Source organism: Chryseobacterium sp. RU33C (genome assembly GCF_900156015.1).
Taxonomy (GTDB): domain Bacteria; phylum Bacteroidota; class Bacteroidia; order Flavobacteriales; family Weeksellaceae; genus Chryseobacterium; species Chryseobacterium candidae.
This window is the reverse complement of sequence record NZ_FTMT01000017.1, coordinates 49,957-73,308: the sequence shown is the minus strand read 5'-3', so window position 1 is coordinate 73,308 and position 23,352 is coordinate 49,957. Positions and strand designations below refer to the sequence as shown.

The window sequence follows — 23,352 nt, the reverse complement described above, 5'->3', positions numbered from 1 at the left end:
TTTTGGTTTTTAATTTTTTTGTGTAAATTATTTTCTTTTAAAATCATATTTAAAAGAATTTTTTCACGGTAAAACTTAATTAGCGAAACCATTTTTAATGGCAAAGACGGCTAGTCCTACACGGGTTTTGAGATCCAGCTTTTCACAAAGCTGGTCACGATAGCTTTCCACTGTTCTTGGGCTGCAGCACATTCTGTCTGCAATTTCCTTATAGCTGAGTTCGGTTACTGTGTATTTTAGAAATTCTTTTTCTCTGTCGGAAATTCTTACTGCAATCTCAGTTTCTGTCTCTTTGTTCAAATTGGAAAATATGATTTTGGAAGCCCAATCCGGGTAAAAGAAACCATCGCTATTAAGTCTGGTAAGTGCGGTTTCCAGATCTCTTGGATGGGTGTTTTTCAGCAGATAGCCTTTTGCTCCGCTCCTGATCATCTTAATTACACTGTTATCATCTCCCTGCATGCTGAGTGCCATAATTTTAATATCAGGGTGGTTTTTTGTAAGCCATACTGCCGTTTCAAAACCGTCCATGATAGGCATGCTGATATCTAAAAGAATAATATCAGGAATCGGCTTGCCCTCTTCAAATTTCTGGATAAGATCTTTCCCGTTTTCACTTACATAGATCACTTCAAATTCACTGAAATTACCAATAATTCCTTCCAGAGCTTTAGCAATAAGTATATGGTCGTCAACAATGACAATAGATTTTTTCATGACTGTTTTTTTAAGATAATATTGATTTGAGTTCCCCTATTTTCCTGGCTTTCCATACGAAAACCTGCCCCTATGATTTCAGCTCTGTTTTTCATATTGGTAAGGCCTATTCCATTGGATTTGATCTGGGAAGTATCAAAACCGATTCCATCATCACGAATATCAAGTTCCCAAAGGATATCTTCTGAAGTATTAAGGCTGATAAAAATATTTTTACAACGGGAATGTTTTATACTGTTCTGAATAAATTCCTGAGTAATTCTGAGAAGAACATTCTTATGAACAAAACCTAAATCCAGTTGTTTAAAATTGTGTTCAAAACTTACATGACATTTTTTAAAGGAATTGGTATTATCTACTTCTTCCTGTATCAAAGTTACAATTTCCTTCTGGTTGATGTTGTCATCCGTTAACGTTTTTGACAAGCTTCTAAGATCCTGCAGAGATTGATTGATAATCTGCGAAACCTGATCAATTCTTTCACTTGCCTCGGATACCTTATTTTCATAAAGCATCTGCTGTACATAAAGGCTTACGAGGGTGAGTTTCTGGCCAATGTTGTCGTGCAGTTCTCTTCCGATCTGCTGCATCGTGGCCTGCTGAATTTCCAATTGGGTAGAAAGGAGCTCTCTCTGATGAAGTTCATTTTTTCTTTCAATTTCATTCACGTGTTCCTTCTTGCGTTGTTTGTAACTTCTGATATAGACCAAAACTGCCGTTACAAACATTACAAAAAGTATATTGAATAGAATAATAACTATTAAGAGCTCTGTTTTCCCCATATAAATGAACTTGCAAATAAGATATACATCACTACACCTGACATTAGAAAATAACTAAAATAAATATCCCATATTTCCATATAATTTAACAAAATTGAATAAAATGCCATGAAAGGTAGCGTTCCAATATAAGAAAGTGTTATGCCCAAATTAATATAAAACATTCTGTTTTTATTAAAGTGAATAATATCTTGAGAGTTAATTTGCTTGTAATATTCTAAAACTACCAAAAGCATTAAGATAAGACATCCAAAAGTATAGTTAAAAGCAAATACAATTTTATTTCCCGAGAAATACAATTCATTGGGAATAAATGACAGAAGATAAAGGAGGGATAATCCATAAAAAAGTTTAGGCTTCCCTAAGGATTTGGCAGCATATAACCAGTAAAAAAAAATAAACTGGATAGGCATTAAAAAGTAATTGTAAAAATAAGCTTTAGAAAAATAAGCAAATTTTCCCCATCTACCATATGCCTCACTAAGAAAGATGAAAACTAAGAAAAACACAAAAAATTTCCAATATTCTTTTCTTATACGATTGTAATACAAAATGCCAACAAACGCAGCAAGTCCCTCAGCCCAAAGCATGCTTTTGCTTGCAAACTCTTGGAAATCCGTCATGTATTTATAATTTAATTGTTAATATGATTCCCCAAATGAGTTCTTAGGAGGTGTAAGTTGTCCATTGTTTTCTCCAAGACCTGTATCATCTTGTTCCATACCTTTGGCAGAACGCGCGTTTAATGCTAAAGGTTTGCCATCAGCACTCTGAAAAGGATTGAAATCATAATCAATAAGTTCCCCTGTTTCATCGGCTTTTTTCAATGTTGGAATCATTACCAGGGTGTGTTTTCCGGCGTATTCTACAGGAACAGGGTGAGAGTCCATGATAGACCAGTTTTCCTGTTTCGGATAAGTGGCATAATAAAATCTGATTCCAAGATCTTCCTCAGAAGCAGAAGGATCTACTTTTGCAGCTTCTTCTTCGATCTTTGCAATAAAGCTTTTTAATTTCGGAAGGTCAAACCAGATGGAATGAGCATCATCTATTCCTAAATTGGTATTGATAGCATTGAGGTGATTTTGACGGTAATTGTCGATCAGAGCCTGGATAAGACCGTTTGACATGGTTCCAGGTTGAAATGGATTGTTTGATTCTGTATTCATAGCTTAGTGGTTTACGGTAAAACTCAATTAATATGCAAATTTCGTAAAAAATATTCGAGAAAATGTATTCACAAATTGGGAATTACACTGTTATTTTACCGTGATTTTACGGATTGTATGTGAAGGGTAACAATTTCTGATAAAGAAAATTCAATTCATTCTATAAAAAAACGGAGAAAGTATATTTCCCCGTTTTTCTTTAAATACATGGATATTTTCTCCAGTCCCTGCAAATGTATCCTGAAGTGCAGCACAGATTGGCAGGGCAGTTCATATTTTCGTCACACATAATGACAGGAGCGATAAGACCGCCATCAATTTTCCTTAAATCGTTTCTTTTAAGTTTTTTCATACTGATTCTGTTTTAGTTATTAGTATTGTAAAGATAAGTTTATTTCACATAATTAGGATAAAAAGTAAAAAAAATAAGTGCTGCAGATTTAATCTGCAGCACTTATTCACAAAAATAATGTATATGAAAAAAACTATTTTATTGTTCGGCAGGTCGGAAAACCAGTCCTGTTTCTACAAAATAATCCAGAGTAATTCGGTCTCCATCGTTTACGTTTCCTGCAAGGATTTCTTTAGACAGTTTGTTTAAAACTTCCTGTTGAATCACTCTTTTCAATGGTCTTGCTCCGAAGGCAGGATCATATCCCTTATTCATCAGATAATCTACGGCATCCTGAGTGAAAGTCATAATAATGTTTCGTTTGGATAACATTTCATTGAATCCTCTCAGCTGATACTGAACAATTTTTCCGATTTCTTTCTTTCTTAAAGGCTGGAAGAGTACAATTTCATCAATTCTGTTCAGGAATTCCGGACGCAGAGTCTGTTTCAAAAGATCAAAGACCTCGTCTTTTGTTTTATCCACAATTTCATCCTGATTTTCCTCCGTAAGATTCTCAAAATTCTCCTGAATCAGATGTGAACCTAAATTGGAGGTCATGATGATGATAGAATTTTTGAAATTCACCACCCGCCCTTTATTATCCGTCAGACGTCCGTCATCCAAAACCTGAAGTAATGTATTGAAAACATCCGGATGCGCTTTTTCAATTTCGTCTAAAAGCACTACGGAATAAGGTCTTCTTCTTACGGCTTCAGTCAACTGTCCTCCTTCATCATAACCTACGTATCCCGGAGGCGCTCCTACCAGTCTTGACACACTGTGACGTTCTTGGTATTCACTCATATCAATTCTGGTCATATTGTTCTCGTCATCAAACAGGAATTCTGCCAATGCTTTTGCCAGCTCGGTTTTACCTACGCCGGTTGTTCCCAGGAATAAGAAGGATCCGATAGGTTTTTTATCATCGCTCAAACCGGCTCTGTTTCTTCTGATAGCATCTGCAACCGCCTGAATCGCTTCGTCCTGTCCTACCACTCTGTGGTGCAGTTCAGCCTCAAGATTCAATAACTTATCTCTTTCAGACTGCAGCAGCTTGGTGACAGGAATACCTGTCCATTTAGCAATCACTTCAGAGATATTTTCTGCCGTAACTTCTTCTTTGATCAGTTCATTCTGATGATTCTGCATTTCAAGTTCCACTTTGGCAAGCTCTTCCTCTTTTTCACGAAGTTTTCCGTATTGGATTTCCGCTACTTTGGCATAATCTCCTGCTCTGGAAGCTCTTTCTGCCTCATGTTTCAGAGATTCAATATCTTTTTTGATCTGGGTAAGATCTTCACTTTTCTGTTTTTCTTTCAGCCATTTGGCATTGATCTCATTTCTCTGTTCAGAAATTTTGGCAATATCTTCTTTAAGGTGATCAATCTTGGTCTGGTTGCCTTCTCTTGAAATGGCGGCTAATTCAATTTCCAGCTGCATTAATTTTCTGTCCAGAACGTCCAGTTCTTCCGGCTTTGAATTGATTTCCATTCTAAGCTTTGCAGAAGCTTCATCAATAAGGTCGATGGCTTTGTCCGGTAAAAAACGGTCAGAAATATATCTCTGAGACATTTCCACTGCAGCAATAATTGCCTCATCTTTGATTCTTACCTTGTGGTGAGCCTCATATTTGTCTTTGATACCACGAAGGATAGAAATGGCAGATTCAGTATCCGGTTCTTCCACCATTACTTTCTGGAAACGTCTTTCCAACGCTTTATCTTTTTCAAAATACTTTTGATATTCGTTCAGCGTAGTAGCACCAATGGCTCTTAATTCCCCTCTGGCCAAAGCAGGTTTTAAAATATTAGCTGCATCCATTGCTCCTTCACCGCCTCCGGCTCCTACCAAAGTGTGGATCTCGTCAATGAAAAGAATAATCTGTCCGTCTGATTTGATCACTTCATTCACAACAGATTTCAGACGCTCTTCAAATTCACCTTTGTATTTGGCTCCGGCGATTAAAGCTCCCATATCCAGTGAGAACAATGTTTTATCCATCAGGTTTTCCGGTACGTCACCGCTGATAATTCTATGAGCAATTCCCTCAGCAATTGCAGTTTTACCCACACCGGGTTCTCCGATAAGGATCGGGTTATTTTTAGTTCTTCTGGAAAGGATCTGTAAAACCCTTCTGATCTCTTCATCACGCCCTATGACAGGATCCAGTTTCCCTTCTGCTGCTAACTCGTTAAAGTTTTTAGCATATTTATTTAAGGATTGATACGTTTCCTCTGAACTTGCAGAAGTGGCTTTGCTTCCTTTTCTTAATTCTTTGATAGCGCCTTCCAGCAGGTTTTTGGTTACGCCCATATCTTTCAGCATTTTGGATACTTCAGAAGAAGTTTCCAGCAGAGATAACCATAAGTGTTCAATCGTTACATATTCGTCACCCATTTTCTTTGCGATATTGGGGGCGTCCAGCAGTACTTTGTTGGCAGATTGAGAAAGATAAATGTTTCCTCCCTGCACTTTTGGAAGTTTCTCTAAATTTTCACGGTTGCGCTCTCTTACCAAATTGGCATCTGCTTCAGATTTTTTCAGTAAGAAAGGCGATATATTTTCATCCACCTGGAAGATTCCTTCAAGGAGATGTTGAGGTTCGATACTTTGGTTGCCCAATTCCATAGCAACCTGCTGTGCTGCCTGGATGGCTTCCTGCGATTTTACAGTATATTGGTTTAAGTTCATATCTTTTATATTTTTAGTAATGGTTTGTATTAAGTTTAGTTTTTAAAAACATCAAGAAACTAAATTCTAAGGCTCAGTTTCTTAATGCCATCAATTATTTAATCATTTATTCGATGAGTGTATCGCAAAAACTGTTCAATTATTAAATTTACAAAAAAATAGGACAAATTTTCCGGATATTGTACTTTTAACGGTAATTTAACTTGACAAATTTTCCGGTTTTGCAATTATTTCTTTGAAATTCATGAACAAATAGTCATAGTAGAGTAAAGTATCCTGATAATTACAATGAAAATAAAGCGTCTTTTTCTTTTTCTGAGCAAAAAATGAACAGTTTAATTCAGAATAATTACTTTTGCATTTTACCAGATGGAACTAAAAGAAAAACAGAGAAAAATACTCAACGTAGCAGTAGAACTTTTCAAAGAGAAAGGATATATGGGAAGCTCAGTAAGAGATCTTGCTACCAAACTCAATATCAAAGCAGCATCACTGTACGCCCATATCCGTTCAAAGGAAGAAATTCTGGAATGGATTTGCTTTGGCATTGCTCAGGAGTTTTTCGATGAACTTCAGGAAGTAAAAAATACAGCTGTTGCACCGAAGGAAAAACTGAACCTGCTATTGGATAAACACCTTTCTGTTGTTCTTAAAAACCGTGATGTTACCCATATCTATTCCAATGAATGGAAACATCTTGAAGAAAGACTTCCCGAATTTGTAGAATTAAGAAAAAACTACCAGCAGGAAGTTGAGGAACTGATTTCCGAGATCTATAAAGCTGAAAACTGGGAGTTAAAGTCTCCGTCATTTACCACAAGATTTATTCTGCATACTTTAAATAACTCCTATTTCTGGTTCAAAAGAAGCAGTGATTCCACTGATGAAATTACCGACGAAATAAGGGAGAAAATTCTTTTTGGATTGTTAGGAAATCAAAAGAAATAACCATTCTGTTTGTCATTCTGGAGAAGTAAGAATCTCGTAAAAGAATGTAGATTTTTAAAAGATTCTTCTCTCCACTTCGTTCCGCTCAGAATGAAAGTGAGCATCATTTTAATGACTTCTTCTTATTTAGAATCATTCAAAATATGATAAAAATCATAAAAATTTTGCCAGCTTCCAAAATCTTTTTAAATTTACACCTAACAAATGTTAGTTAGTTTTATGGATTTTTCAGTTGAATATCTGGAGCTGGATCAGTTGAGACAGCTTCAATCCGACCGGTTGATCAGCCTGATCAGCTATTTGGGGGAGAAGTCGGAATTTTATAAAAAGAAATTTGATGCATTGCAAATATCTCCTCAGGATATTAGGTCGATTGAAGATATCACTAAACTTCCTATTACTTACAAGCAGGATTTAAGAGATAACTATCCGTTCGGATTATTTACCGTTCCTAAAAGTGAGCTTCAGCGGATTCATTGCTCAAGCGGAACAACAGGAAAGCCGACTGTGGTAGGATATACCAAAGAAGATGTAGACCTTTTCAGTGAAGTGGTGGCAAGATCTTTACATGCCGCAGGAGCAAGACCAGGAATGCAGCTGCATAATGCGTATGGTTACGGGATTTTTACCGGAGGCTTAGGTCTTCATTACGGAGCTGAAATGCTGGGAATGAGTGTTCTTCCTATTTCGGGAGGGATGACGGCAAGACAGGTAGATCTGATTGTAGATTTTAAGCCGAAGGTCATTTGCTGTTCGCCGTCATACGCTTTAACCATTGCAGATGAATTTACAAAAAGAGGAATTTCTGCAGACGAAATCAGTCTAAAATATGCAGTGCTGGGTTCAGAACCATGGACGGAAATTATCAGAGGACATATTGAAGAAAGACTAGGTGTTCATGCAACCAATATTTATGGTTTAAGTGAAATTATCGGCCCGGGAGTTTCCATGGAGGATTTCGAAGAGAAAGGAGGCGCTTATATCTGGGAAGATCATTTTTATCCTGAGATTTTAGATCCGGTTACCCAACAGCCGGTTCCTTTTGGAGAAGAAGGTGTATTGGTCATTACCACTTTAACCAAAAAAGCAATGCCTCTTTTAAGGTACTGGACGAATGATATCACCAGCCTTTATTACGATAAAAGTGCCAAAAGAACAATGGTGAAGATGAAACCTGTTGTAGGAAGAGCAGATGATATGCTGATCGTAAGAGGAGTGAATGTATATCCAAGCCAGATTGAAGATGCTTTTTCTTATGTAAAGGGAGTCGTTCCTAACTACTATCTTACGCCTGTAGAGAAAGAACAGATGTGTGTCGCTTTGGATATTGATGTTGAAATCGATGATGAATTGGTAAAATCTCAAAAAATAGAATCAAATACCGATGATTATTTTAATTTTGTCGGGAACTTTGGAAAAAATATAGAAAACGAAATAAAAAAGAGGGTAGGAATTACTACGAAAGTGAAAGTTCATGCCCAGGACAGTTTGCCGAAGTGCGAAGGTGGAAAAATTAATAGAATACTAAAAAAATAATGAATTCATTTTATAAACTTAAAACAGTTAAAGTTCAGAAAGATACTTCCGAAGCAGTGAATGTGGCGGTAGAAATTCCTGAAGAACTGAAAGACAAGTTCAGGTTTAAACAAGGACAGTATCTGAATTTCCGAATGATGATCAACGGAAATGAAGAAAGACGTTCTTACTCTATCTGTAATGCTCCCAGTGAAAAAGGCAACACACTGGAAGTATTGGTGAAGCTGCTTGAAGGCGGGAAAGTATCCGGTTATTTCAACGAACATCTTCATATGGATGAAGTGCTGGAAGTAATGCCTCCTATGGGTGGTTTCAATACTTCTTATCACCCTTCAAACGTGAAAACTTATGTGGGGCTGGCTGCAGGAAGCGGAATTTCCCCCGTTTTGTCCAATATTAAAGAAAGCCTTTATCAGGAGCCGAATTCAAATGCTTATCTGTTCTACAGCAACAGAAGTATGAATCACGTGATGAAGAAAGATGAAATTGATAAATTGGCAGAATCTTTTAACGGCAGATTGAAAGTAGTTTATTTAGTGAGCCGTGAAAAGCATGAAGATCCTGTTTTCGAAGGAAGAATTTCTGCTGAAAAACTGGAGCAGCTATTTGAAAGATATACAGATATTGATGTAAAAGAAGCTACTTATTTTATTTGTGGTCCTTCAGAAATGATTAAAGGGATTGCAGACTATCTGAAAAAGGATAAAAAAGTACCTGCTATTCAGGTGCTATTCGAATATTTCACCGCTCCGGATGAAGAAAATACGGAGGAAATGAGTGATGAATTCAAGGCGATTGCCAATATTGAAAGCATGGTAACAGTAATCATTGATGATGATGAATATTCGTTCCACCTTAATTCTAAAAAAGAGAGTATCTTAGATAAAGCATTGAAAGATCAGCTTCCGGTTCCTTTCGCATGTAAAGGAGGCGTTTGCTGTACGTGTAAGGCGCAGGTTCTGGAAGGAGAGGTTTTTATGGAGAAAAACTACGCGCTTACCGAAGAAGAAGTAGCCAGAGGCTTCGTTCTTACCTGTCAGTGTCACCCTACAACCAATGTGGTGATGCTAAATTATGATGTTTAAAAAATTAATGTAACAATGTAACAATTTACCAGTGTAACAATCATTGGTACATTGCCAGACTGGTATATTGCTAAATTGAAAAAATTATGGACTTAGAAAAATTTGTTCAATACGTTCACGAAGAAAATAAAGTAGAACCCAAAGATGTAATGCCTGATGATTACAGGAAATTATTGGTTCGTCAGATTTCACAGCACGCGCATTCCGAAATTGTAGGAATGCTGCCGGAAGCTAACTGGATCTCCAGAGCGCCTTCATTAAGAAGAAAAATGGCTCTTCTGGCAAAAGTTCAGGATGAAGCAGGTCATGGTTTATACCTTTACTCTGCCACTGAAACGTTAGGAGACGGAAGCATCAGGGCAGACAGAGATGCTACCTATGATGATATGCTGGAAGGAAAAGCAAAATATTCAAGTATTTTCAATTATCCTACCTTAAGCTGGGCAGATATCGGAGCCATTGGCTGGTTGGTAGACGGTGCTGCTATTATGAACCAGGTAATGCTGATGGGGAATTCTTACGGTCCTTATTCAAGAGCGATGGTAAAGATCTGTAAAGAAGAATCTTTCCACCAAAGACAGGGATATGAAATTTTGATGGCATTATGCCGTGGAACAAAACAACAGAAAGAAATGGCTCAGGCTTCATTAAACCGTTTCTGGTGGCCGGCTCTGATGATGTTCGGACCTAATGATGACAGTTCACCCAACTCTAAAATCTCTATGAATTACAGAGTAAAAAGAGAAAGTAATGACAGTCTTCGTCAGAGATTTATCGATGTTACTGTTTCTCAGGCTGAATTCTTAGGATTAACCATTCCGGATAAAGATCTGAAATGGAACGAGGAAAGACAGCATTATGATTTCGGAGAACTTCCCTGGGATGAATTCATGGAAATCTTAAAAGGAAACGGACCTTGCAACAAAAAGCGTATCGAAACTAAGAGAAAAGCGCAAAGAGAAAATTCATGGGTAAAAGAAGCAGCAGCTGCTTTTGCAGAGAAACAACAAAAAGAAGTAATATAATAATGTAACAATATACCAATGTGGAAATGTAACAATCTTTGTCATGCTGAGCTTGTCGAAGCATCTCACTGTTAAACTGGTACATTGATACATTGTTAAATTTATTTGACTATGGCAAATTTAGATATGTGGGAAGTGTTTATTCAGACTAAACCGGGATTATCTCACAAACATGTTGGAGTTGTACAGGCACCCACAGCAGAAATGGCTTTGCAGAATGCAAGAGACGTTTATACAAGAAGAAAAGAAGGAACTTCTGTTTGGGTGGTTCCAAGTAAATATATTGTGACTTCAGAGGGAGTAGATAAAGAAGCATTCTTTGATCCGGCTGATGACAAACTTTACCGTCACCCAACGTTCTACGAGATTCCTAACGACGTAAAAAATATGTAGATTAATAATTTGAAAATGTACTAATTTGAAAATTTGAAAATGACCTTAACCAAGTTAATTATTCTCAAATTTTTAATTAAGACGATTCATTTATTTTCAAATTAACTCATTCTCAAATTTTCAAATAAAAAAATAATGAACCCATTATATAATTATTTATTAAAACTAGCAGACGACAGTTTCATTATGGGACAGCGTTTGTCCGAATGGTGCGGTGAAGGCCCTTACCTGGAGGAAGATATTGCATTGACGAATATTGCGTTGGATGAACTGGGACAGGCCAATAACTTCTACGTTTATGCTTCACGAGTGATTGACAATGGCAAAAGCGAAGATGATATCGCATTTTTAAGATACGAGCATGAATACGTTAACGCACATTGGACAGAACTTCCTAATGAAGATTATGCACAGACTATTCTTAAAGTATATGTATTGTCTGTATATCAAAAACTGATGTATGAAGCTTTATCCAATTCTGCTAATGAAGAATTAGCTGCCATTGCTCAAAAATCATTGAAAGAAGTAAGATATCACTATACACACGCTGCATCCTGGATGAAAATCTTCGCGCAGGGAACAGAAGAAAGTAAGTCCCGTTTGGTAAAAGCTATTGAAAATATCTGGGAATATACAAAGGGGCTTTTTGCTAAAACAGAAGGTGAAGACGACCTTGTTGCCTTGAACATTGCTCCCAATGCAGACGTTCTTTACGAAGAGTTTCTTTCCATTACAAAGAAAGATTTTGCAGACTTCGGTTTAGAATATCCGGAAAATCCTTTCATGCAGCCCAAATCAAGAACAGGATATCATACAGAGTATTTCGGGTATATCCTTTGTGAACTTCAGTATATGCAGAGAGCATATCCTGGTTGTACGTGGTAGTAAATTATGAAGAAGTTGCTTCTTGGGATATTGGCTTTTTTTCTTGCAGCCTATGTGATACTATGTGTTGGAATCTATTTCTATCAGGAGAAAATTATTTTTTATCCTGAAAAGTTACCCGAAAATTACAAGTTTACATTTGATGGTGATTTTGAAGAAGTTCCCATCAAAACGCAGGATGGAAAGCATTTGAGTTCTGTTTTATTCAAAGCTCAAAATTCAAAAGGAGTCATCTTTTATCTTCATGGAAACGGAGGATCAATAAAAAGCTGGGGAATAGTAGCTCAGCTGTATCGAAGTATGAATTATGATACTTTGATACTTGATTACAGGGGGTACGGAAAAAGTGAAGATAAAATTAATAATAAAAATCAGATCTTTTCGGATGTTGAAAATGCTTACAAAGAGCTTTTGAAAAGATATCCGGAAAACAGAATTATTATTTTAGGATATTCTGTAGGAACAGGATTAGCTGCAAAATTAGCTTCAATGCATAATGCAGGATTATTGATTTTACAGGCACCGTATTACAGCATGGAAGATGAAATGAATCAGAAATTTTCATTCCTTCCGAAGTTTTTACTGAAATATAATTTTGAGACTTGTGAATATTTAAAAACCGTTCAGTCACCAGTCGTTATTTTTCACGGTGATAAAGATGAGGTTATTAAATATAAAGCCTCTTTAAAACTTAAAAATAACTTTAAAAAAGGTGATCGTCTGATTGTATTAAAAGATCAGTATCACAACGGAATAACAGATAATTTGGATTATCAGAATGCAATGAAAGCAATTCTTGATTCTGATAAAAAATAAGATATGAATCAGCTTTTAGATTTATTAGAAACAATTCCCGATCCGGAAATTCCGGTAATCAATATTGTGGAATTAGGAATCGTAAGAGATGCACAGATTACAGGTGAAAATACCTGTGAAGTGATCATTACACCTACTTATTCCGCCTGTCCCGCTATGTTTACCATTGAGGAAGACATTATCAAAATGATGAAAGAAAACGGATGGGAAGCAAAAGTTGTAACCAAGATGTTTCCGATCTGGACAACAGACTGGCTTACCGATGAAGCAAGAGAAAAACTCCGTGCTTACGGAATTACACCTCCCGAAAAAGGAGCAGACGAACACCACATCGGAAAACCGAAAAAATGTCCTCGTTGCGGTTCTGAGCATACCAGGCAGATCAGCAGATTTGGGTCTACTTTGTGTAAGGCTTCTTATCAATGTTTAGACTGCCTGGAGCCATTTGATTATTTTAAATGTCATTGATGAATAAACAACCAATCCGCAACAAATTTTACGGCTATGCAAAGCATATCGAAAGAATTGTTATAATGTTAAATTATTAGACGGTTACATTAATTTATATTGTTAAATTAGTGCGTTGTTAAATAATAAATTAATAAAAACTATGTATACACAACTTGATATTGAAACGCATTTTGACGGAAAGCTGAAAATCGCATATCTTAATCAACCGGAAACGATGAATGCTCTTACCAAACCTGCTTTATCAGATCTTAGAGATTTTGTTAAAGAATGCAGCGAAGATGAAACCGTTAGATGTGTGGCCATTTCCGGAAGAGGAAGAGCGTTTTGCTCAGGTCAGAATCTGGATGAAGCTTTTGTGGCAGGCAAAGAACACCATGATCGTGACATTATCAGAAAAATTGTGGTAGACTACTATAACCCTTTGGTAATGGAAGTTACCCGTTGCAAAAAACCGGTTATCGCTTTAGTAAACGGCCCGGCAGTAGGAGCCGGAGCTATGCTGGCTTTAATCTCTGACTTCGTTTTAGCTAACGAGAAAGCATATTTTGCTCAGGCATTTTCAAATATCGGTTTGATTCCTGATACAGGAGGAACATACTTCTTACCTAAGCTTTTAGGCAGACAATTAGCCAATTATTTAGCATTTACAGGTAAAAAATTATCTGCAGAAGAATCTAAATCTTATGGTCTTGTAGCGGAAGTTTTCAGTGAAGAAGAATTCGTTCCAAAATCTATGGAAATTCTTGAAAGAATGGCAAACATGCCGACAGCAGCCATTAAGCTTACGAAAAAAGCATTTGCCAATTCTTATAACAACACCCTGAAAGAACAGCTTGAGCTGGAAGGAGATCTTCAGCAGGAAGCCGCAGAAACAGAAGACTTCATCGAAGGGGTAAATGCCTTTTTACAGAAAAGAAAACCTAATTATAAAGGAAGATAATTAATTTGAAAATGAGTTAATTTGAGAATTTGAAAATGAGAAATGACAAAGAAAATATTATTGTAAATAAGACTTTTGATTTCGCACTCAATATTATTGAATTTTCAGAAGATTTATACGAGGATAAAAAATTTCCTTTGGCAAATCAAATTTTTAAATCGGGAACTTCGATTGGAGCCAATGTTAGAGAGGCTCAAAATGCAGAAAGTAAGGCAGATTTTATTCATAAATTAAAAATTGCCGCCAAAGAAGCTGATGAGATAGAATATTGGCTTTTGCTGTGTTTAAAGTCTCCATATTTGAAATCTCCAAACGAAAAATTACTATCTGATTTAAAGGAAATTCTATTAATTCTGTCTAAAATTATTTCAAGCTCAAAATTAAAATAATTTTCAAATTAACTCATTTTCAAATTTTCAAATTTAAAATATGAATGTAGGAATTATCGGTGCCGGAACCATGGGAATCGGCATTGCACAGGTAGCCGCAACGAACGGATGCAAAGTATGGGTATATGATGCCAACGCAAAACAAGTAGAAACGGCAACAGTTGGTTTGGAAAAAACGCTCACCAAATTGGTGGATAAACAAAAAATTTCGGCAGAGAAAATGACTGAAATTTTAGCTAATATTTCCATTGCTACAGAATTGAAAGATTTCAAGGATTGTGAATTAATCATTGAAGCAATTATTGAAAACAAAGATATTAAAACGAAGGTGTTTACAGAACTTGAAAACTATGTTTCAGAAAACTGTATCATCAGTTCCAATACCTCATCTATCTCTATCACCTCTCTTGGTGCAGAACTCAAGAAACCGGAGCGTTTCATCGGAATTCACTTTTTCAATCCCGCTCCATTGATGCCTTTAGTGGAAGTCATTCCGTCCTTATTAACAGAAAAAACATTAGCAGAGAAAATCTACAACCTTATGAAAGAATGGGGGAAGACTCCTGTTATTGCTAAAGATATTCCCGGGTTCATTGTCAACAGAATTGCCAGACCTTATTATGGGGAAGGCCTTAGAATTGTTGAAGAAAACATCGCAACACCGGAACAGGTGGATGAAGCCATGAAAACATTGGGTAACTTCAAAATGGGACCTTTTGAATTGATGGATCTTATTGGAGTAGACGTCAACTTTGCCGTAACAATCACTGTTTACAAAGATTATTTTTACGATCCGAAATACAAGCCCTCTTTATTACAGCAAAGAATGTCTGAAGCCAAACTTCACGGCAGAAAAACAGGAAAAGGGTTCTACGATTACAGCGAAGGAGCAGAAAAACCTGTAGTTCAAAAAGACGAAGCTCTCTATCAGCAGATCTTTTTAAGAATCATTTCTATGCTGATCAACGAAGCGGTTGAAGCTAAAAGATTAGGGGTTGCCAATGACGAAGATATCGAACTGGCAATGCAGAAAGGCGTCAACTATCCAAAAGGATTATTAAGCTGGGGGAAAGAAATCGGGTATGGGAAAATCTCTGAAACCCTTCAGAACCTTTACGAAGAATATCAGGAAGAAAGATACAGACAAAGTCCCTTACTTCGTAAAATGAATTAGATAATTTGAAAATATACCAATTTGAAAATTGATTATAACAAATTCTCATTTTCAAATTCTCAAATTTATTTAATTTTCAAATTAATATTATGAATATAGATGAATTCAGAGCAGAGCTGGAGACCAGACTTTTAATTGAGAAACAGTATTTAACTCAGGAAGCTTCCTCTGTTGATGAGCAGGAAAGGCTTGAGCTATTAGGAAAGTTTAATGAAAAATATAAAGAGTTGATCAAAAGATTGGCGAACGAAAACGGGATTGATCTAAATGCATCCTATCCCTCTGAAAATTCATCAGATTCAGAAAGACTTTCATACGAGCAGATCATTCTGGGGAAAACCATGAGTGTTTACGACAGATTATCCGATGAGCTGTATGAAGAAATAACAAACATATAATTAATAGAAATGAACCCAAGACAAGTTGCAGATTATATGTTCAATCAGGATTTTTTTTCCCAGTGGATGAATATCAAAATGATTGAAGTAAAAGAAAATTACTGTTTAATAGAAATGCCAGTCAGAAAGGAAATGCTGAACGGGCTGAAAACGGTTCATGGCGGAGTTACCTTTGCGTTTGCAGACTCTGCGCTGGCATTTTCTTCCAACAATACCGGAGACGCTGCCGTTGCGTTAAACTGTATCATCAACTTTACCAAAGCAGGAAAAGAAGGTGATACTTTCAGAGCAGAAAGCATTTTGGTAAATGAAACCAGAAAAACGGCTGTTTATGACATTAAAATTACCAACCAGAATGAAGAACTGATTGCAAAATTTGTAGGAACAGTCTACAAAATCGGAAAAAAAGTAACAGAATTATAATAAACAGTAAGCTTGAAGCAATAGGCAGTATGCTTTTTTGAAGCTGATAGAGCCTACTGCATATAGCTTAAAGCCTAAAGCAAATAAAAATGAACAACGTATACATCATAGACTATGTCAGAACTCCCATTTCAAAACTGCAGGGAGGATTATCAGAAGTAAGAGCAGATGATTTAGCCGCTATTGTAATCAAAGAAGTAGTAGCAAGAAATCCTGAAGTTCCTGTAGAGGAAATTGAGGATGTTATTTTCGGATGTGCCAATCAGGCAGGTGAAGATAACAGAAACGTTGCAAGAATGGGACTTTTATTAGCTGGTCTTCCTTACAAAATCGGTGGCGAGACAGTCAACAGACTTTGTGCTTCAGGAATGTCGGCGGTAGCCAATGCATTCCGTTCCATTGCAGCAGGAGAAGGAGAAATTTATATTGCAGGAGGAGTAGAACATATGACACGTTCTCCTTATGTAATGTCCAAGCCAAGTGCAGCTTTTGGTAGAGACAGCCAGATGTTTGATACTACTTTTGGATGGCGTTTCATCAACCCAAAAATGAAAGAAATGTATGGGGTAGACGGAATGGGAGAAACTGCAGAAAATTTAGCAGATATTCACCAGATCAACAGAGAAGATCAGGATAAATTTGCCCTTTGGTCTCAGCAGAAAGCTACAAAAGCTCAGGAAAGCGGAAGACTGGCAGAAGAGATTGTAAAAGTTGAAATTCCTCAGAGAAAAGGCGATCCTATTGTTTTTGAAAAAGATGAATTCATTAAACCAACCTCATCTATGGAAGGATTGGCAAAACTTCGTCCGGCTTTCAGAAAAGAAGGAACCGTAACGGCAGGAAATGCTTCAGGAATGAATGATGGTGCAGCTGCTTTGATTTTAGCAAGTGAAGAAGCTGTAAAAAAATATGGTTTAAAACCAAAAGCAAAAATTCTGGGATCTTCCGTAGCAGGTGTTGAGCCAAGAATCATGGGAATCGGACCTGTAGAAGCTACCCAAAAGCTATTGAAAAGATTAAACCTTTCTCTGGAAGATATGGACATCATTGAACTCAACGAAGCATTTGCTGCACAGGCACTGGCGGTAACAAGAAGCTTAGGGTTAAAAGATGATGATGCAAGAATAAACCCGAACGGAGGTGCAATTGCAATCGGCCACCCATTGGGAGTTTCCGGAGCAAGAATCGTAGGTTCTGCTGCAATGGAACTTCAGAAGCAGGATAAAAAATATGCATTGTGTACCCTTTGTATCGGTGTCGGACAGGGGTATGCGATGGTGATTGAAAAAGTATAATGAATTTGAAAGTGAGTCAATTTGAGAATTTGAAAATGTTGAAAGACATTATTAATTTTCAAATTATCTCATTCTCATATTTTCAAATTAAAAAATATGAACATCTACTCATACCACGGGATTCGTCCCATTATAAAACCCTCTGCCTACATTCATCCGCAGGCAGTGATTATCGGAAATGTAGAAATAGGTGAAGAAGTATATATCGGTCCCAACGCAGTCATTCGAGGCGATTGGGGAAAAATTATTATTAAAGATGGAGCCAACGTACAGGAAAACTGTACGCTTCATGTTTTCCCGAATATAGAAACCATATTGGAAGAATCCGCACACATCGGACATGGAGCAATCATCCATTCCGGACACATTGGAAAAAACTGTCTGATCGGAATGAATTCTGTGGTAATGGACAAAGCTTATATCGGTGATGAAAGTATTGTCGGAGCACTCGCTTTTGTACCAGCCAATTTCAGATGTGAACCAAGAAAACTGGTGGTAGGAAGCCCTGCAAAGATTATCCGTGATGTTTCTGACGAAATGATTCACTGGAAAACAGAAGGAACAAAATTATATCAGGAGCTGGCAAGAGAAGGAAAAGAAGCTATTCTGCCTTGTGAGCCTTTTACGGAATATATTCAGCAGATCCCAACCAAAATTGTGGATTACAGCATCTGGGATGATATAAAATAATAGTATAACTTATTTTTAATAATTGTTGATCATTAAACCAAACGGGTTTTTAAAACCCGTTTGGTTTAAAATTTAAAATACCAGATTTAAAATGATTAATACAGAAAATTTTGAATTTGAAGGTGTATATCACGTTTTCTCTCATGTAAACGGGACTGAAGTTATTTTTCGTGTGCCATCAAATTATCATTTTTTTCTGGAAAAGGTAGAAAAATATATTCTTCCGGTCGCTGATATCTATGCCTATTGTTTATTACCTAATCATTTTCATTTTTTATTGAGATTTAAGGATTTTAATGATGCGAGTATTGAAAATGAGCATCAGTTTTTAATGAAGCATTTTGGTAATTTATTGAATGCTTATGCTAAAGCTTATAACAAAAAATATAATAGAAAAGGGGCTCTTTTTCTGAATGCGGTAAAACGAAAGAAAATATCAGATGAGAAATATTTATTGAAAGTTCTCCATTACATCCATAATAATCCGATTAATCACGGATTTGTAAATAAAATTGATCAATGGAAGAATTCTTCATATAATTCATATGTAAATCCTGAAAAAGAAAGTAAATTGAATAGAAAGGAAATCATGCAGTATTTTGATTCGCTAGAAATTTTTAGAAATTATCATAAGTCGACTGTTGAATGTGATTTTTAAATTTTGAATAATTGCTAATAATCAACCCTAACTGGTTTTTAAAAACCGTTAGGGTTAAAAAATTAAATATGATTAAAAAAATTGCGCTTGCATGCAGCATGATGTTTACGGTGGGGTGTACGCTCTCAGCACAGACGGTTACATCAAAACCGCTTACAATAGGAGAAGTGAGGACCATTAAGTCCAAAACCTTAAATGAAGACAGAACGCTGAATATTTATCTTCCACAAGGATTTGATAAAACAAAATCATACCCGGTGATCTATTTGTTAGATGGAAGCATGAACGAAGATTTTATTCACGTGACAGGGTTAATACAATTCTTTAATCTGATGTATTCCATGCCGGAAACCATTGTGGTGGGAGTTGCTAATATAGACAGAAAAAGAGATTATACCTTTCATACGGATTTAAAAGACTTGCAGAAAGATTATCCTACAACAGGGCATTCTGATAAGTTTATTGAATTCCTTGAAAAAGAATTAAAACCTTACGTGGAAAGTCAGTTTAAAACAACGGATAAGTACCTTTTCGGTCAGTCTTTGGGAGGGCTTCTGGCAACAGAAATCCTTTTGAAAAAACCGGAAATGTTCAATAACTATTTTATCATCAGTCCAAGCTTATGGTGGGATAATGAAAGCCTTTTAAAACAGGCTTCCCAACTGCTTTCAAAATCTCCGGATACGAAAAAGTTTGTTTATGTCTCTGTAGGAAAAGGAGAACATCAGATAATGATAAAAGAAGCTGAGGCTTTCTACAGTATTTTGAAAAAGACAGGAAAGAAAAACTGGACATTAGAGTATAAAATGATGGAAACAGACAATCATGCAACCATTCTTCACAGAAGTTTATATGAAGGATTAGTGAAAATGTTTCCCTATCAGGAACCGAAATAAATCAGTTTCAATTGATAAAGATTCTGAAAAAATATTGGATTCTAGTATTGATTACGATCATCATTGTGAATACGTTAGGTTTTCACTTTGTAAAAGAATCAATAGGAATTTCAGATGCTTTGGAACATGTTGAATCAGATGAGGTAATTGCTAAGCTAGAGCGTAAAGATTATTTCTATAATTTATTTGTTGAAATTGTCATCATTTTAGATGGCTGGCTGGCGCTTTTTATCCCTTATTTGATTATTAGAAACTTTATTAAAAAGATTAATCTAAGCAAAAAGTAAAAAACTATATGGAAAAGTTAAAAAACTATATCTACGGACAATGGGTAGAAGGTACCGGAAGCGGAATCCCTTTGTACAATGCCGTTACAGGGGAACAGGTAGCTGTTTCCGATACAGAAGGACTTAATTTTGAACAGGCTCTTGACTACGGAAGAACTGTAGGATACAAAAACCTTTCTTCAATGACTTTCTATGATCGTGGAGAAATGCTGAAAAAAGTAGCACTTTATTTACTGGAAAGAAAGAAAAAATACTACGACTTATCATACAAAACAGGGGCTACCCATGTGGATTCATGGGTGGATATTGAAGGAGGTTTCGGAACTTTCTTTACCTATTCCGGATTGGCAAAAAGAATGCTTCCTAATACTTCATTCTGGGTAGATGGAGACACTCAGAAGATCTCCGCTAACGGAACTTTCCTGGGGACTCATATTTTAACACCAAGTGAAGGGGTTTCTGTACAGATCAACGCTTACAACTTTCCGGTGTGGGGTATGTTGGAAAAATTATCCACCTCCTTATTAGCTGGTGTTCCTTCTATTGTAAAACCATCTCCTTTCGGATCTTATCTTACCAATGCGGTATTTCAGGATATGATTGAAAGTGGAATATTGCCTGAAGGTGCTGTGCAGTTAGTTTGCGGAGAACCAGAAAATATTTTAGATTATGTACAGGATGGAGACTCTGTTTTATTTACCGGTTCTGCTCACACAGGTAGAAAATTAAAATCACTGCCATCTATCGCAGGAAATGCCGTTCGTTTCAATATGGAAGCAGATTCACTGAACTGTTCTATCCTTGGATTGGAAGCCAAACCGGGAACTCCTGAATTCGATTTATTCATCAAAGAAGTTCGTAACGAAATGACGACAAAAGCAGGGCAGAAATGTACGGCTATCAGAAGAATTATCGTTCCCGAACACTTAATTGGTGACGTTCAGAATGCTTTGTCTAAAGCTTTGGATCAGACGAAAATCGGAAACCCATTAAGCAGGGAAACCAAAATGGGATCTTTGGTAGGAAGACAGCAGTACGAAGAAGTTCTGAGAAAAGTAAATCTATTAAAATCAGAAACAGAACTTGTCTATGACGGGAAACATGAACTGGTAGATGCTAACTACGAAAATGGAGCATTTATGAGTCCGAAACTATTCCTGAACGACAAGCCTTTCGAAAAAAATATCTCCCACGATGTAGAAGCTTTCGGACCGGTATCTACATTAATGCCGTATAAAGATGCTGAGGAAGCTGCTGCATTGGCAAAAAGAGGAAAAGGAAGTTTAGTGGGATCTATTGTTTCTCATGACGAGAACTTTATCGCTGAAACTTCATGGAAAATGGCTTCCCAGCACGGAAGAATCTTTGTCCTGAACAGAGATAATGCCAAGGAAAGCACTGGTCATGGTTCTCCACTTCCGACACTGATGCACGGAGGTCCTGGTAGAGCAGGTGGCGGTGAGGAAATGGGCGGACTGAGCGGTCTTCATTTCTTCCTACAGAAAACAGCAATCCAGGGATCTCCGGATGTACTGAAAGCAATCACTAAGATTTATCAGCAGGGAGCAGAGAAAAAATTCTCAGACAAGCATCCTTTCCAGAAATATTTTGAGGAAGTGGAAGTAGGAGACTCCTTAGAAACAGCAGGAAGAACAGTTACTGATGCAGATATCGTCAACTTTTCCAATGTTTCATGGGACCATTTCTATGCCCATACAGACGCTACAAGTTTAACAGGTACTATTTTTGATAAAACAGTTGCTCACGGATATTTCATCCTTTCAGCAGCAGCAGGATTATTTGTTTCTGGTAAAAAAGGACCTGTTATTGCCAATTACGGATTAGAAGACTGCAGTTTCTTCAAACCTGTATACGCCGGAGATACCATCACAGTGTATTTAACAGCAAAAGAAAAAATCAACAGAGGAGTAAAGGGGAGAAACATTCCTTCCGGTGTTGTAAAGTGGCTGGTTGAGGTTGTAAACCAAAGGGATGAGGTGGTTTGCGTGGCAACAATCTTAACATTGGTCGCAAAACAATCACCTTTCATCGACCTGAATGTGAAAAATGTTCAGAAAATAGTAAACAGTTTAACGGAAAATACTGCTGCACTTTGGGGAAAAATGTCTCCGCAGCAGATGATAGAACATCTTGAGCAGGCTTTATTGGTAAGTTTTGGAGAGCCTGAAGCAGATAAATGCTTCACCCCGGAGGAACATCTTGAAAAATGGCAGGACTCACTATACAACCACAGAGCAATGCCAAAAGAATTCACCGCTCCGTTCCTTCCGCAGGATGGTTCACTTCCTGAACCAAGACACAAAAACCTGGAAGCTGCAAAACTGTCATTCATGGATAACCTGAAGAAATTTGTGATTTATTACAAAGAAAATCCACAGGCAGAACACATGAATTACGTTTTCGGAAAACTGAATAAAGAAATGTGGGAACTGATGCACAAAAAGCATTTTACACACCACTTCCAACAATTTGGATTGATTTAATTCAAAATAAAATATAAATTTAGAGTCCCTTTCATCAAATGAAAGGGATTTTTTGATAGATTTTATCCATGTCAAGGTTTTAAACCTTGACATGGATAGTGCAAATGGGAATGTTGTTTATTTACAATAGAAAATGATTTTATGAGCAAAACTTTTGCAGACCATGTTATAAAGTTCAATGAAAACCTGAGTTATACAGGAAATTTACCTGAAGGTTTTGATGTTCTGAATCCGTATCTGGAAAACCCTGAAACATTAATGGTAATGCAGACGTTTTATCATAAATATTATAATGATTCATCCCGAAGAAAATTTATTATCGGAATCAATCCAGGCCGTCATGGAGCTGGAGTAACCGGAGTCCCGTTTACCGATACAAAAAGATTGGAAAGTGTCTGCGGAATCAAAATGGAATCTGCCCATACTCATGAAATTTCTTCCGTTTTCATCTATGATATGATTGAAAACTATGGAGGTGCTGATCTTTTCTATAAAGATATTTATATCAATTCTCCATTTCCACTGGCTATCGTTAGAAAAACAAAAAATGGCTGGCTTAATGCTAATTATTATGACGATAAAAAATTATTCGAAGCTGTAAAGGATTTTATGATTGAATCTTTGAAGAAACATATCAGTCTCAATCTTGATGTATCAGAAGTTTTTATTCTTGGTAAAAAGAATGCCGGTTTTATTTCAAAACTAAACAAAGAAGCAAAACTGTTTGATAAAATGACAGTTCTGGAGCATCCACGCTATATCCAATAGTATAAATCCAAAGAAAAA

26 protein-coding genes are annotated in these 23,352 nt (G+C 36.7%); 20 read left to right on the top strand and 6 right to left on the bottom strand.

Going from position 1 to position 23,352, the window contains the following annotated elements:
- Positions 1-75: 75 nt before the first annotated feature.
- The 6 genes from BW946_RS14645 to clpB all read right to left on the bottom strand — a co-directional run bounded on the left by BW946_RS14645 (position 76) and on the right by clpB (position 5,753).
- On the bottom strand, positions 76-717 hold the full coding sequence (locus tag BW946_RS14645) for a response regulator transcription factor (protein WP_076596886.1): 642 nt from the start codon (positions 715-717) through the stop codon (positions 76-78).
- On the bottom strand, positions 714-1,445 hold the full coding sequence (locus BW946_RS14640) for a sensor histidine kinase (RefSeq protein WP_228402594.1): 732 nt from the start codon (positions 1,443-1,445) through the stop codon (positions 714-716). Before BW946_RS14640 ends, BW946_RS14645 begins: the two co-directional genes overlap by 4 nt.
- Positions 1,446-1,477: 32 nt before the next feature.
- Entirely contained in the window at positions 1,478-2,122 is a 645-nt protein-coding gene (locus BW946_RS14635; protein ID WP_076596884.1) for a hypothetical protein, read from the bottom strand.
- Between the two features lie 18 nt (positions 2,123-2,140).
- Entirely contained in the window at positions 2,141-2,668 is a 528-nt protein-coding gene (locus BW946_RS14630) for a hypothetical protein (protein ID WP_076596883.1), read from the bottom strand.
- Between the two features lie 199 nt (positions 2,669-2,867).
- Complete coding sequence (locus tag BW946_RS21450) at positions 2,868-3,020, bottom strand: hypothetical protein (protein WP_168802051.1); 153 nt, start codon at positions 3,018-3,020, stop codon at positions 2,868-2,870.
- 138 nt (positions 3,021-3,158) lie between these two features.
- The gene (clpB, locus tag BW946_RS14625) at positions 3,159-5,753 is read right to left on the bottom strand and encodes an ATP-dependent chaperone ClpB (RefSeq protein WP_076596882.1); all 2,595 of its coding nucleotides are present in this window, start codon (positions 5,751-5,753) and stop codon (positions 3,159-3,161) included.
- A 369-nt stretch (positions 5,754-6,122) separates the two neighbouring features.
- Here clpB and BW946_RS14620 point away from each other — a divergent pair, with 369 nt between their 5' ends.
- From BW946_RS14620 to BW946_RS14525, 20 genes are all read left to right on the top strand, one after another.
- Positions 6,123-6,701, top strand: coding sequence for a TetR/AcrR family transcriptional regulator (locus BW946_RS14620; protein ID WP_076596881.1), 579 nt, complete (start codon positions 6,123-6,125; stop codon positions 6,699-6,701).
- A gap of 219 nt (positions 6,702-6,920) precedes the next feature.
- Complete coding sequence (locus BW946_RS14615) at positions 6,921-8,237, top strand: phenylacetate--CoA ligase family protein (protein ID WP_076596880.1); 1,317 nt, start codon at positions 6,921-6,923, stop codon at positions 8,235-8,237.
- Positions 8,237-9,322 carry a 2Fe-2S iron-sulfur cluster-binding protein gene (locus BW946_RS14610; RefSeq protein WP_076596879.1) on the top strand — a complete coding sequence of 362 codons (1,086 nt, stop codon included), beginning with the start codon at positions 8,237-8,239 and terminating at the stop codon, positions 9,320-9,322. The genes BW946_RS14615 and BW946_RS14610 overlap by 1 nt, the downstream gene beginning before the upstream one ends.
- 86 nt (positions 9,323-9,408) lie before the next feature.
- Positions 9,409-10,347: a 1,2-phenylacetyl-CoA epoxidase subunit PaaA gene (paaA, locus tag BW946_RS14605; protein ID WP_034695794.1), complete on the top strand. Its 939-nt coding sequence runs from the start codon at positions 9,409-9,411 to the stop codon at positions 10,345-10,347.
- Between the two features lie 111 nt (positions 10,348-10,458).
- Positions 10,459-10,740, top strand: coding sequence for a 1,2-phenylacetyl-CoA epoxidase subunit PaaB (gene paaB, locus BW946_RS14600; protein WP_027373980.1), 282 nt, complete (start codon positions 10,459-10,461; stop codon positions 10,738-10,740).
- A 135-nt stretch (positions 10,741-10,875) separates the two neighbouring features.
- Positions 10,876-11,625 carry a 1,2-phenylacetyl-CoA epoxidase subunit PaaC gene (gene paaC / locus BW946_RS14595; RefSeq protein ID WP_076596878.1) on the top strand — a complete coding sequence of 250 codons (750 nt, stop codon included), beginning with the start codon at positions 10,876-10,878 and terminating at the stop codon, positions 11,623-11,625.
- A 6-nt stretch (positions 11,626-11,631) separates the two neighbouring features.
- Positions 11,632-12,441, top strand: coding sequence for an alpha/beta hydrolase (locus BW946_RS14590; RefSeq protein ID WP_076596877.1), 810 nt, complete (start codon positions 11,632-11,634; stop codon positions 12,439-12,441).
- Between the two features lie 3 nt (positions 12,442-12,444).
- The gene (gene paaD / locus BW946_RS14585) at positions 12,445-12,909 is read left to right on the top strand and encodes a 1,2-phenylacetyl-CoA epoxidase subunit PaaD (RefSeq protein WP_076596876.1); all 465 of its coding nucleotides are present in this window, start codon (positions 12,445-12,447) and stop codon (positions 12,907-12,909) included.
- A gap of 142 nt (positions 12,910-13,051) precedes the next feature.
- The gene (locus tag BW946_RS14580; RefSeq protein WP_076596875.1) at positions 13,052-13,852 is read left to right on the top strand and encodes an enoyl-CoA hydratase/isomerase family protein; all 801 of its coding nucleotides are present in this window, start codon (positions 13,052-13,054) and stop codon (positions 13,850-13,852) included.
- Between the two features lie 35 nt (positions 13,853-13,887).
- Positions 13,888-14,241 (top strand): four helix bundle protein, encoded by a 354-nt coding sequence (locus BW946_RS14575; RefSeq protein ID WP_076596874.1) that lies wholly within the window; start codon positions 13,888-13,890, stop codon positions 14,239-14,241.
- 40 nt (positions 14,242-14,281) lie between these two features.
- Entirely contained in the window at positions 14,282-15,415 is a 1,134-nt protein-coding gene (locus tag BW946_RS14570) for a 3-hydroxyacyl-CoA dehydrogenase NAD-binding domain-containing protein (RefSeq protein WP_076596873.1), read from the top strand.
- Between the two features lie 89 nt (positions 15,416-15,504).
- Complete coding sequence (locus tag BW946_RS14565) at positions 15,505-15,813, top strand: hypothetical protein (protein WP_076596872.1); 309 nt, start codon at positions 15,505-15,507, stop codon at positions 15,811-15,813.
- 9 nt (positions 15,814-15,822) lie between these two features.
- Positions 15,823-16,236: a PaaI family thioesterase gene (locus BW946_RS14560; protein ID WP_076596871.1), complete on the top strand. Its 414-nt coding sequence runs from the start codon at positions 15,823-15,825 to the stop codon at positions 16,234-16,236.
- A gap of 89 nt (positions 16,237-16,325) precedes the next feature.
- On the top strand, positions 16,326-17,531 hold the full coding sequence (gene pcaF / locus BW946_RS14555) for a 3-oxoadipyl-CoA thiolase (protein ID WP_076596870.1): 1,206 nt from the start codon (positions 16,326-16,328) through the stop codon (positions 17,529-17,531).
- Positions 17,532-17,627: 96 nt separating this feature from the next.
- Complete coding sequence (locus BW946_RS14550; protein WP_076596869.1) at positions 17,628-18,221, top strand: acyltransferase; 594 nt, start codon at positions 17,628-17,630, stop codon at positions 18,219-18,221.
- Between the two features lie 91 nt (positions 18,222-18,312).
- Positions 18,313-18,879, top strand: coding sequence for a transposase (locus BW946_RS14545; RefSeq protein WP_076596868.1), 567 nt, complete (start codon positions 18,313-18,315; stop codon positions 18,877-18,879).
- Between the two features lie 68 nt (positions 18,880-18,947).
- Complete coding sequence (locus BW946_RS14540) at positions 18,948-19,775, top strand: alpha/beta hydrolase (protein ID WP_076596867.1); 828 nt, start codon at positions 18,948-18,950, stop codon at positions 19,773-19,775.
- Between the two features lie 47 nt (positions 19,776-19,822).
- Complete coding sequence (locus BW946_RS14535; protein WP_076596866.1) at positions 19,823-20,062, top strand: hypothetical protein; 240 nt, start codon at positions 19,823-19,825, stop codon at positions 20,060-20,062.
- Between the two features lie 8 nt (positions 20,063-20,070).
- Positions 20,071-22,566 (top strand): phenylacetic acid degradation bifunctional protein PaaZ, encoded by a 2,496-nt coding sequence (gene paaZ / locus BW946_RS14530; protein ID WP_076596865.1) that lies wholly within the window; start codon positions 20,071-20,073, stop codon positions 22,564-22,566.
- A 141-nt stretch (positions 22,567-22,707) separates the two neighbouring features.
- Positions 22,708-23,334 (top strand): SMUG2 DNA glycosylase family protein, encoded by a 627-nt coding sequence (locus tag BW946_RS14525; RefSeq protein WP_076596864.1) that lies wholly within the window; start codon positions 22,708-22,710, stop codon positions 23,332-23,334.
- The last annotated feature ends 18 nt before the right edge of the window (positions 23,335-23,352 follow it).

Excerpts from the sequence above, each read along its gene's own strand:
- BW946_RS14575 (WP_076596874.1), top strand. The coding sequence starts at position 13,888 with ATGAGAAATGACAAAGAAAATATTATTGTAAATAAGACTTTTGATTTC.
- BW946_RS14615 (WP_076596880.1), top strand. The coding sequence starts at position 6,921 with ATGGATTTTTCAGTTGAATATCTGGAGCTGGATCAGTTGAGACAGCTT.
- BW946_RS14540 (WP_076596867.1), top strand. The coding sequence starts at position 18,948 with ATGATTAAAAAAATTGCGCTTGCATGCAGCATGATGTTTACGGTGGGG.
- paaB (WP_027373980.1), top strand. The coding sequence starts at position 10,459 with ATGGCAAATTTAGATATGTGGGAAGTGTTTATTCAGACTAAACCGGGA.
- BW946_RS14565 (WP_076596872.1), top strand. The coding sequence starts at position 15,505 with ATGAATATAGATGAATTCAGAGCAGAGCTGGAGACCAGACTTTTAATT.
- paaA (WP_034695794.1), top strand. The coding sequence starts at position 9,409 with ATGGACTTAGAAAAATTTGTTCAATACGTTCACGAAGAAAATAAAGTA.
- BW946_RS14545 (WP_076596868.1), top strand. The coding sequence starts at position 18,313 with ATGATTAATACAGAAAATTTTGAATTTGAAGGTGTATATCACGTTTTC.
- BW946_RS14635 (WP_076596884.1), bottom strand. The coding sequence starts at position 2,122 with ATGACGGATTTCCAAGAGTTTGCAAGCAAAAGCATGCTTTGGGCTGAG.
- pcaF (WP_076596870.1), top strand. The coding sequence starts at position 16,326 with ATGAACAACGTATACATCATAGACTATGTCAGAACTCCCATTTCAAAA.
- BW946_RS14560 (WP_076596871.1), top strand. The coding sequence starts at position 15,823 with ATGAACCCAAGACAAGTTGCAGATTATATGTTCAATCAGGATTTTTTT.
- BW946_RS14570 (WP_076596873.1), top strand. The coding sequence starts at position 14,282 with ATGAATGTAGGAATTATCGGTGCCGGAACCATGGGAATCGGCATTGCA.
- BW946_RS14590 (WP_076596877.1), top strand. The coding sequence starts at position 11,632 with ATGAAGAAGTTGCTTCTTGGGATATTGGCTTTTTTTCTTGCAGCCTAT.
- BW946_RS14645 (WP_076596886.1), bottom strand. The coding sequence starts at position 717 with ATGAAAAAATCTATTGTCATTGTTGACGACCATATACTTATTGCTAAA.
- paaZ (WP_076596865.1), top strand. The coding sequence starts at position 20,071 with ATGGAAAAGTTAAAAAACTATATCTACGGACAATGGGTAGAAGGTACC.
- BW946_RS14610 (WP_076596879.1), top strand. The coding sequence starts at position 8,237 with ATGAATTCATTTTATAAACTTAAAACAGTTAAAGTTCAGAAAGATACT.
- BW946_RS14640 (WP_228402594.1), bottom strand. The coding sequence starts at position 1,445 with ATGTTTGTAACGGCAGTTTTGGTCTATATCAGAAGTTACAAACAACGC.
- clpB (WP_076596882.1), bottom strand. The coding sequence starts at position 5,753 with ATGAACTTAAACCAATATACTGTAAAATCGCAGGAAGCCATCCAGGCA.
- paaD (WP_076596876.1), top strand. The coding sequence starts at position 12,445 with ATGAATCAGCTTTTAGATTTATTAGAAACAATTCCCGATCCGGAAATT.
- BW946_RS21450 (WP_168802051.1), bottom strand. The coding sequence starts at position 3,020 with ATGAAAAAACTTAAAAGAAACGATTTAAGGAAAATTGATGGCGGTCTT.
- BW946_RS14620 (WP_076596881.1), top strand. The coding sequence starts at position 6,123 with ATGGAACTAAAAGAAAAACAGAGAAAAATACTCAACGTAGCAGTAGAA.
- BW946_RS14580 (WP_076596875.1), top strand. The coding sequence starts at position 13,052 with ATGTATACACAACTTGATATTGAAACGCATTTTGACGGAAAGCTGAAA.
- BW946_RS14525 (WP_076596864.1), top strand. The coding sequence starts at position 22,708 with ATGAGCAAAACTTTTGCAGACCATGTTATAAAGTTCAATGAAAACCTG.
- BW946_RS14550 (WP_076596869.1), top strand. The coding sequence starts at position 17,628 with ATGAACATCTACTCATACCACGGGATTCGTCCCATTATAAAACCCTCT.
- BW946_RS14630 (WP_076596883.1), bottom strand. The coding sequence starts at position 2,668 with ATGAATACAGAATCAAACAATCCATTTCAACCTGGAACCATGTCAAAC.
- paaC (WP_076596878.1), top strand. The coding sequence starts at position 10,876 with ATGAACCCATTATATAATTATTTATTAAAACTAGCAGACGACAGTTTC.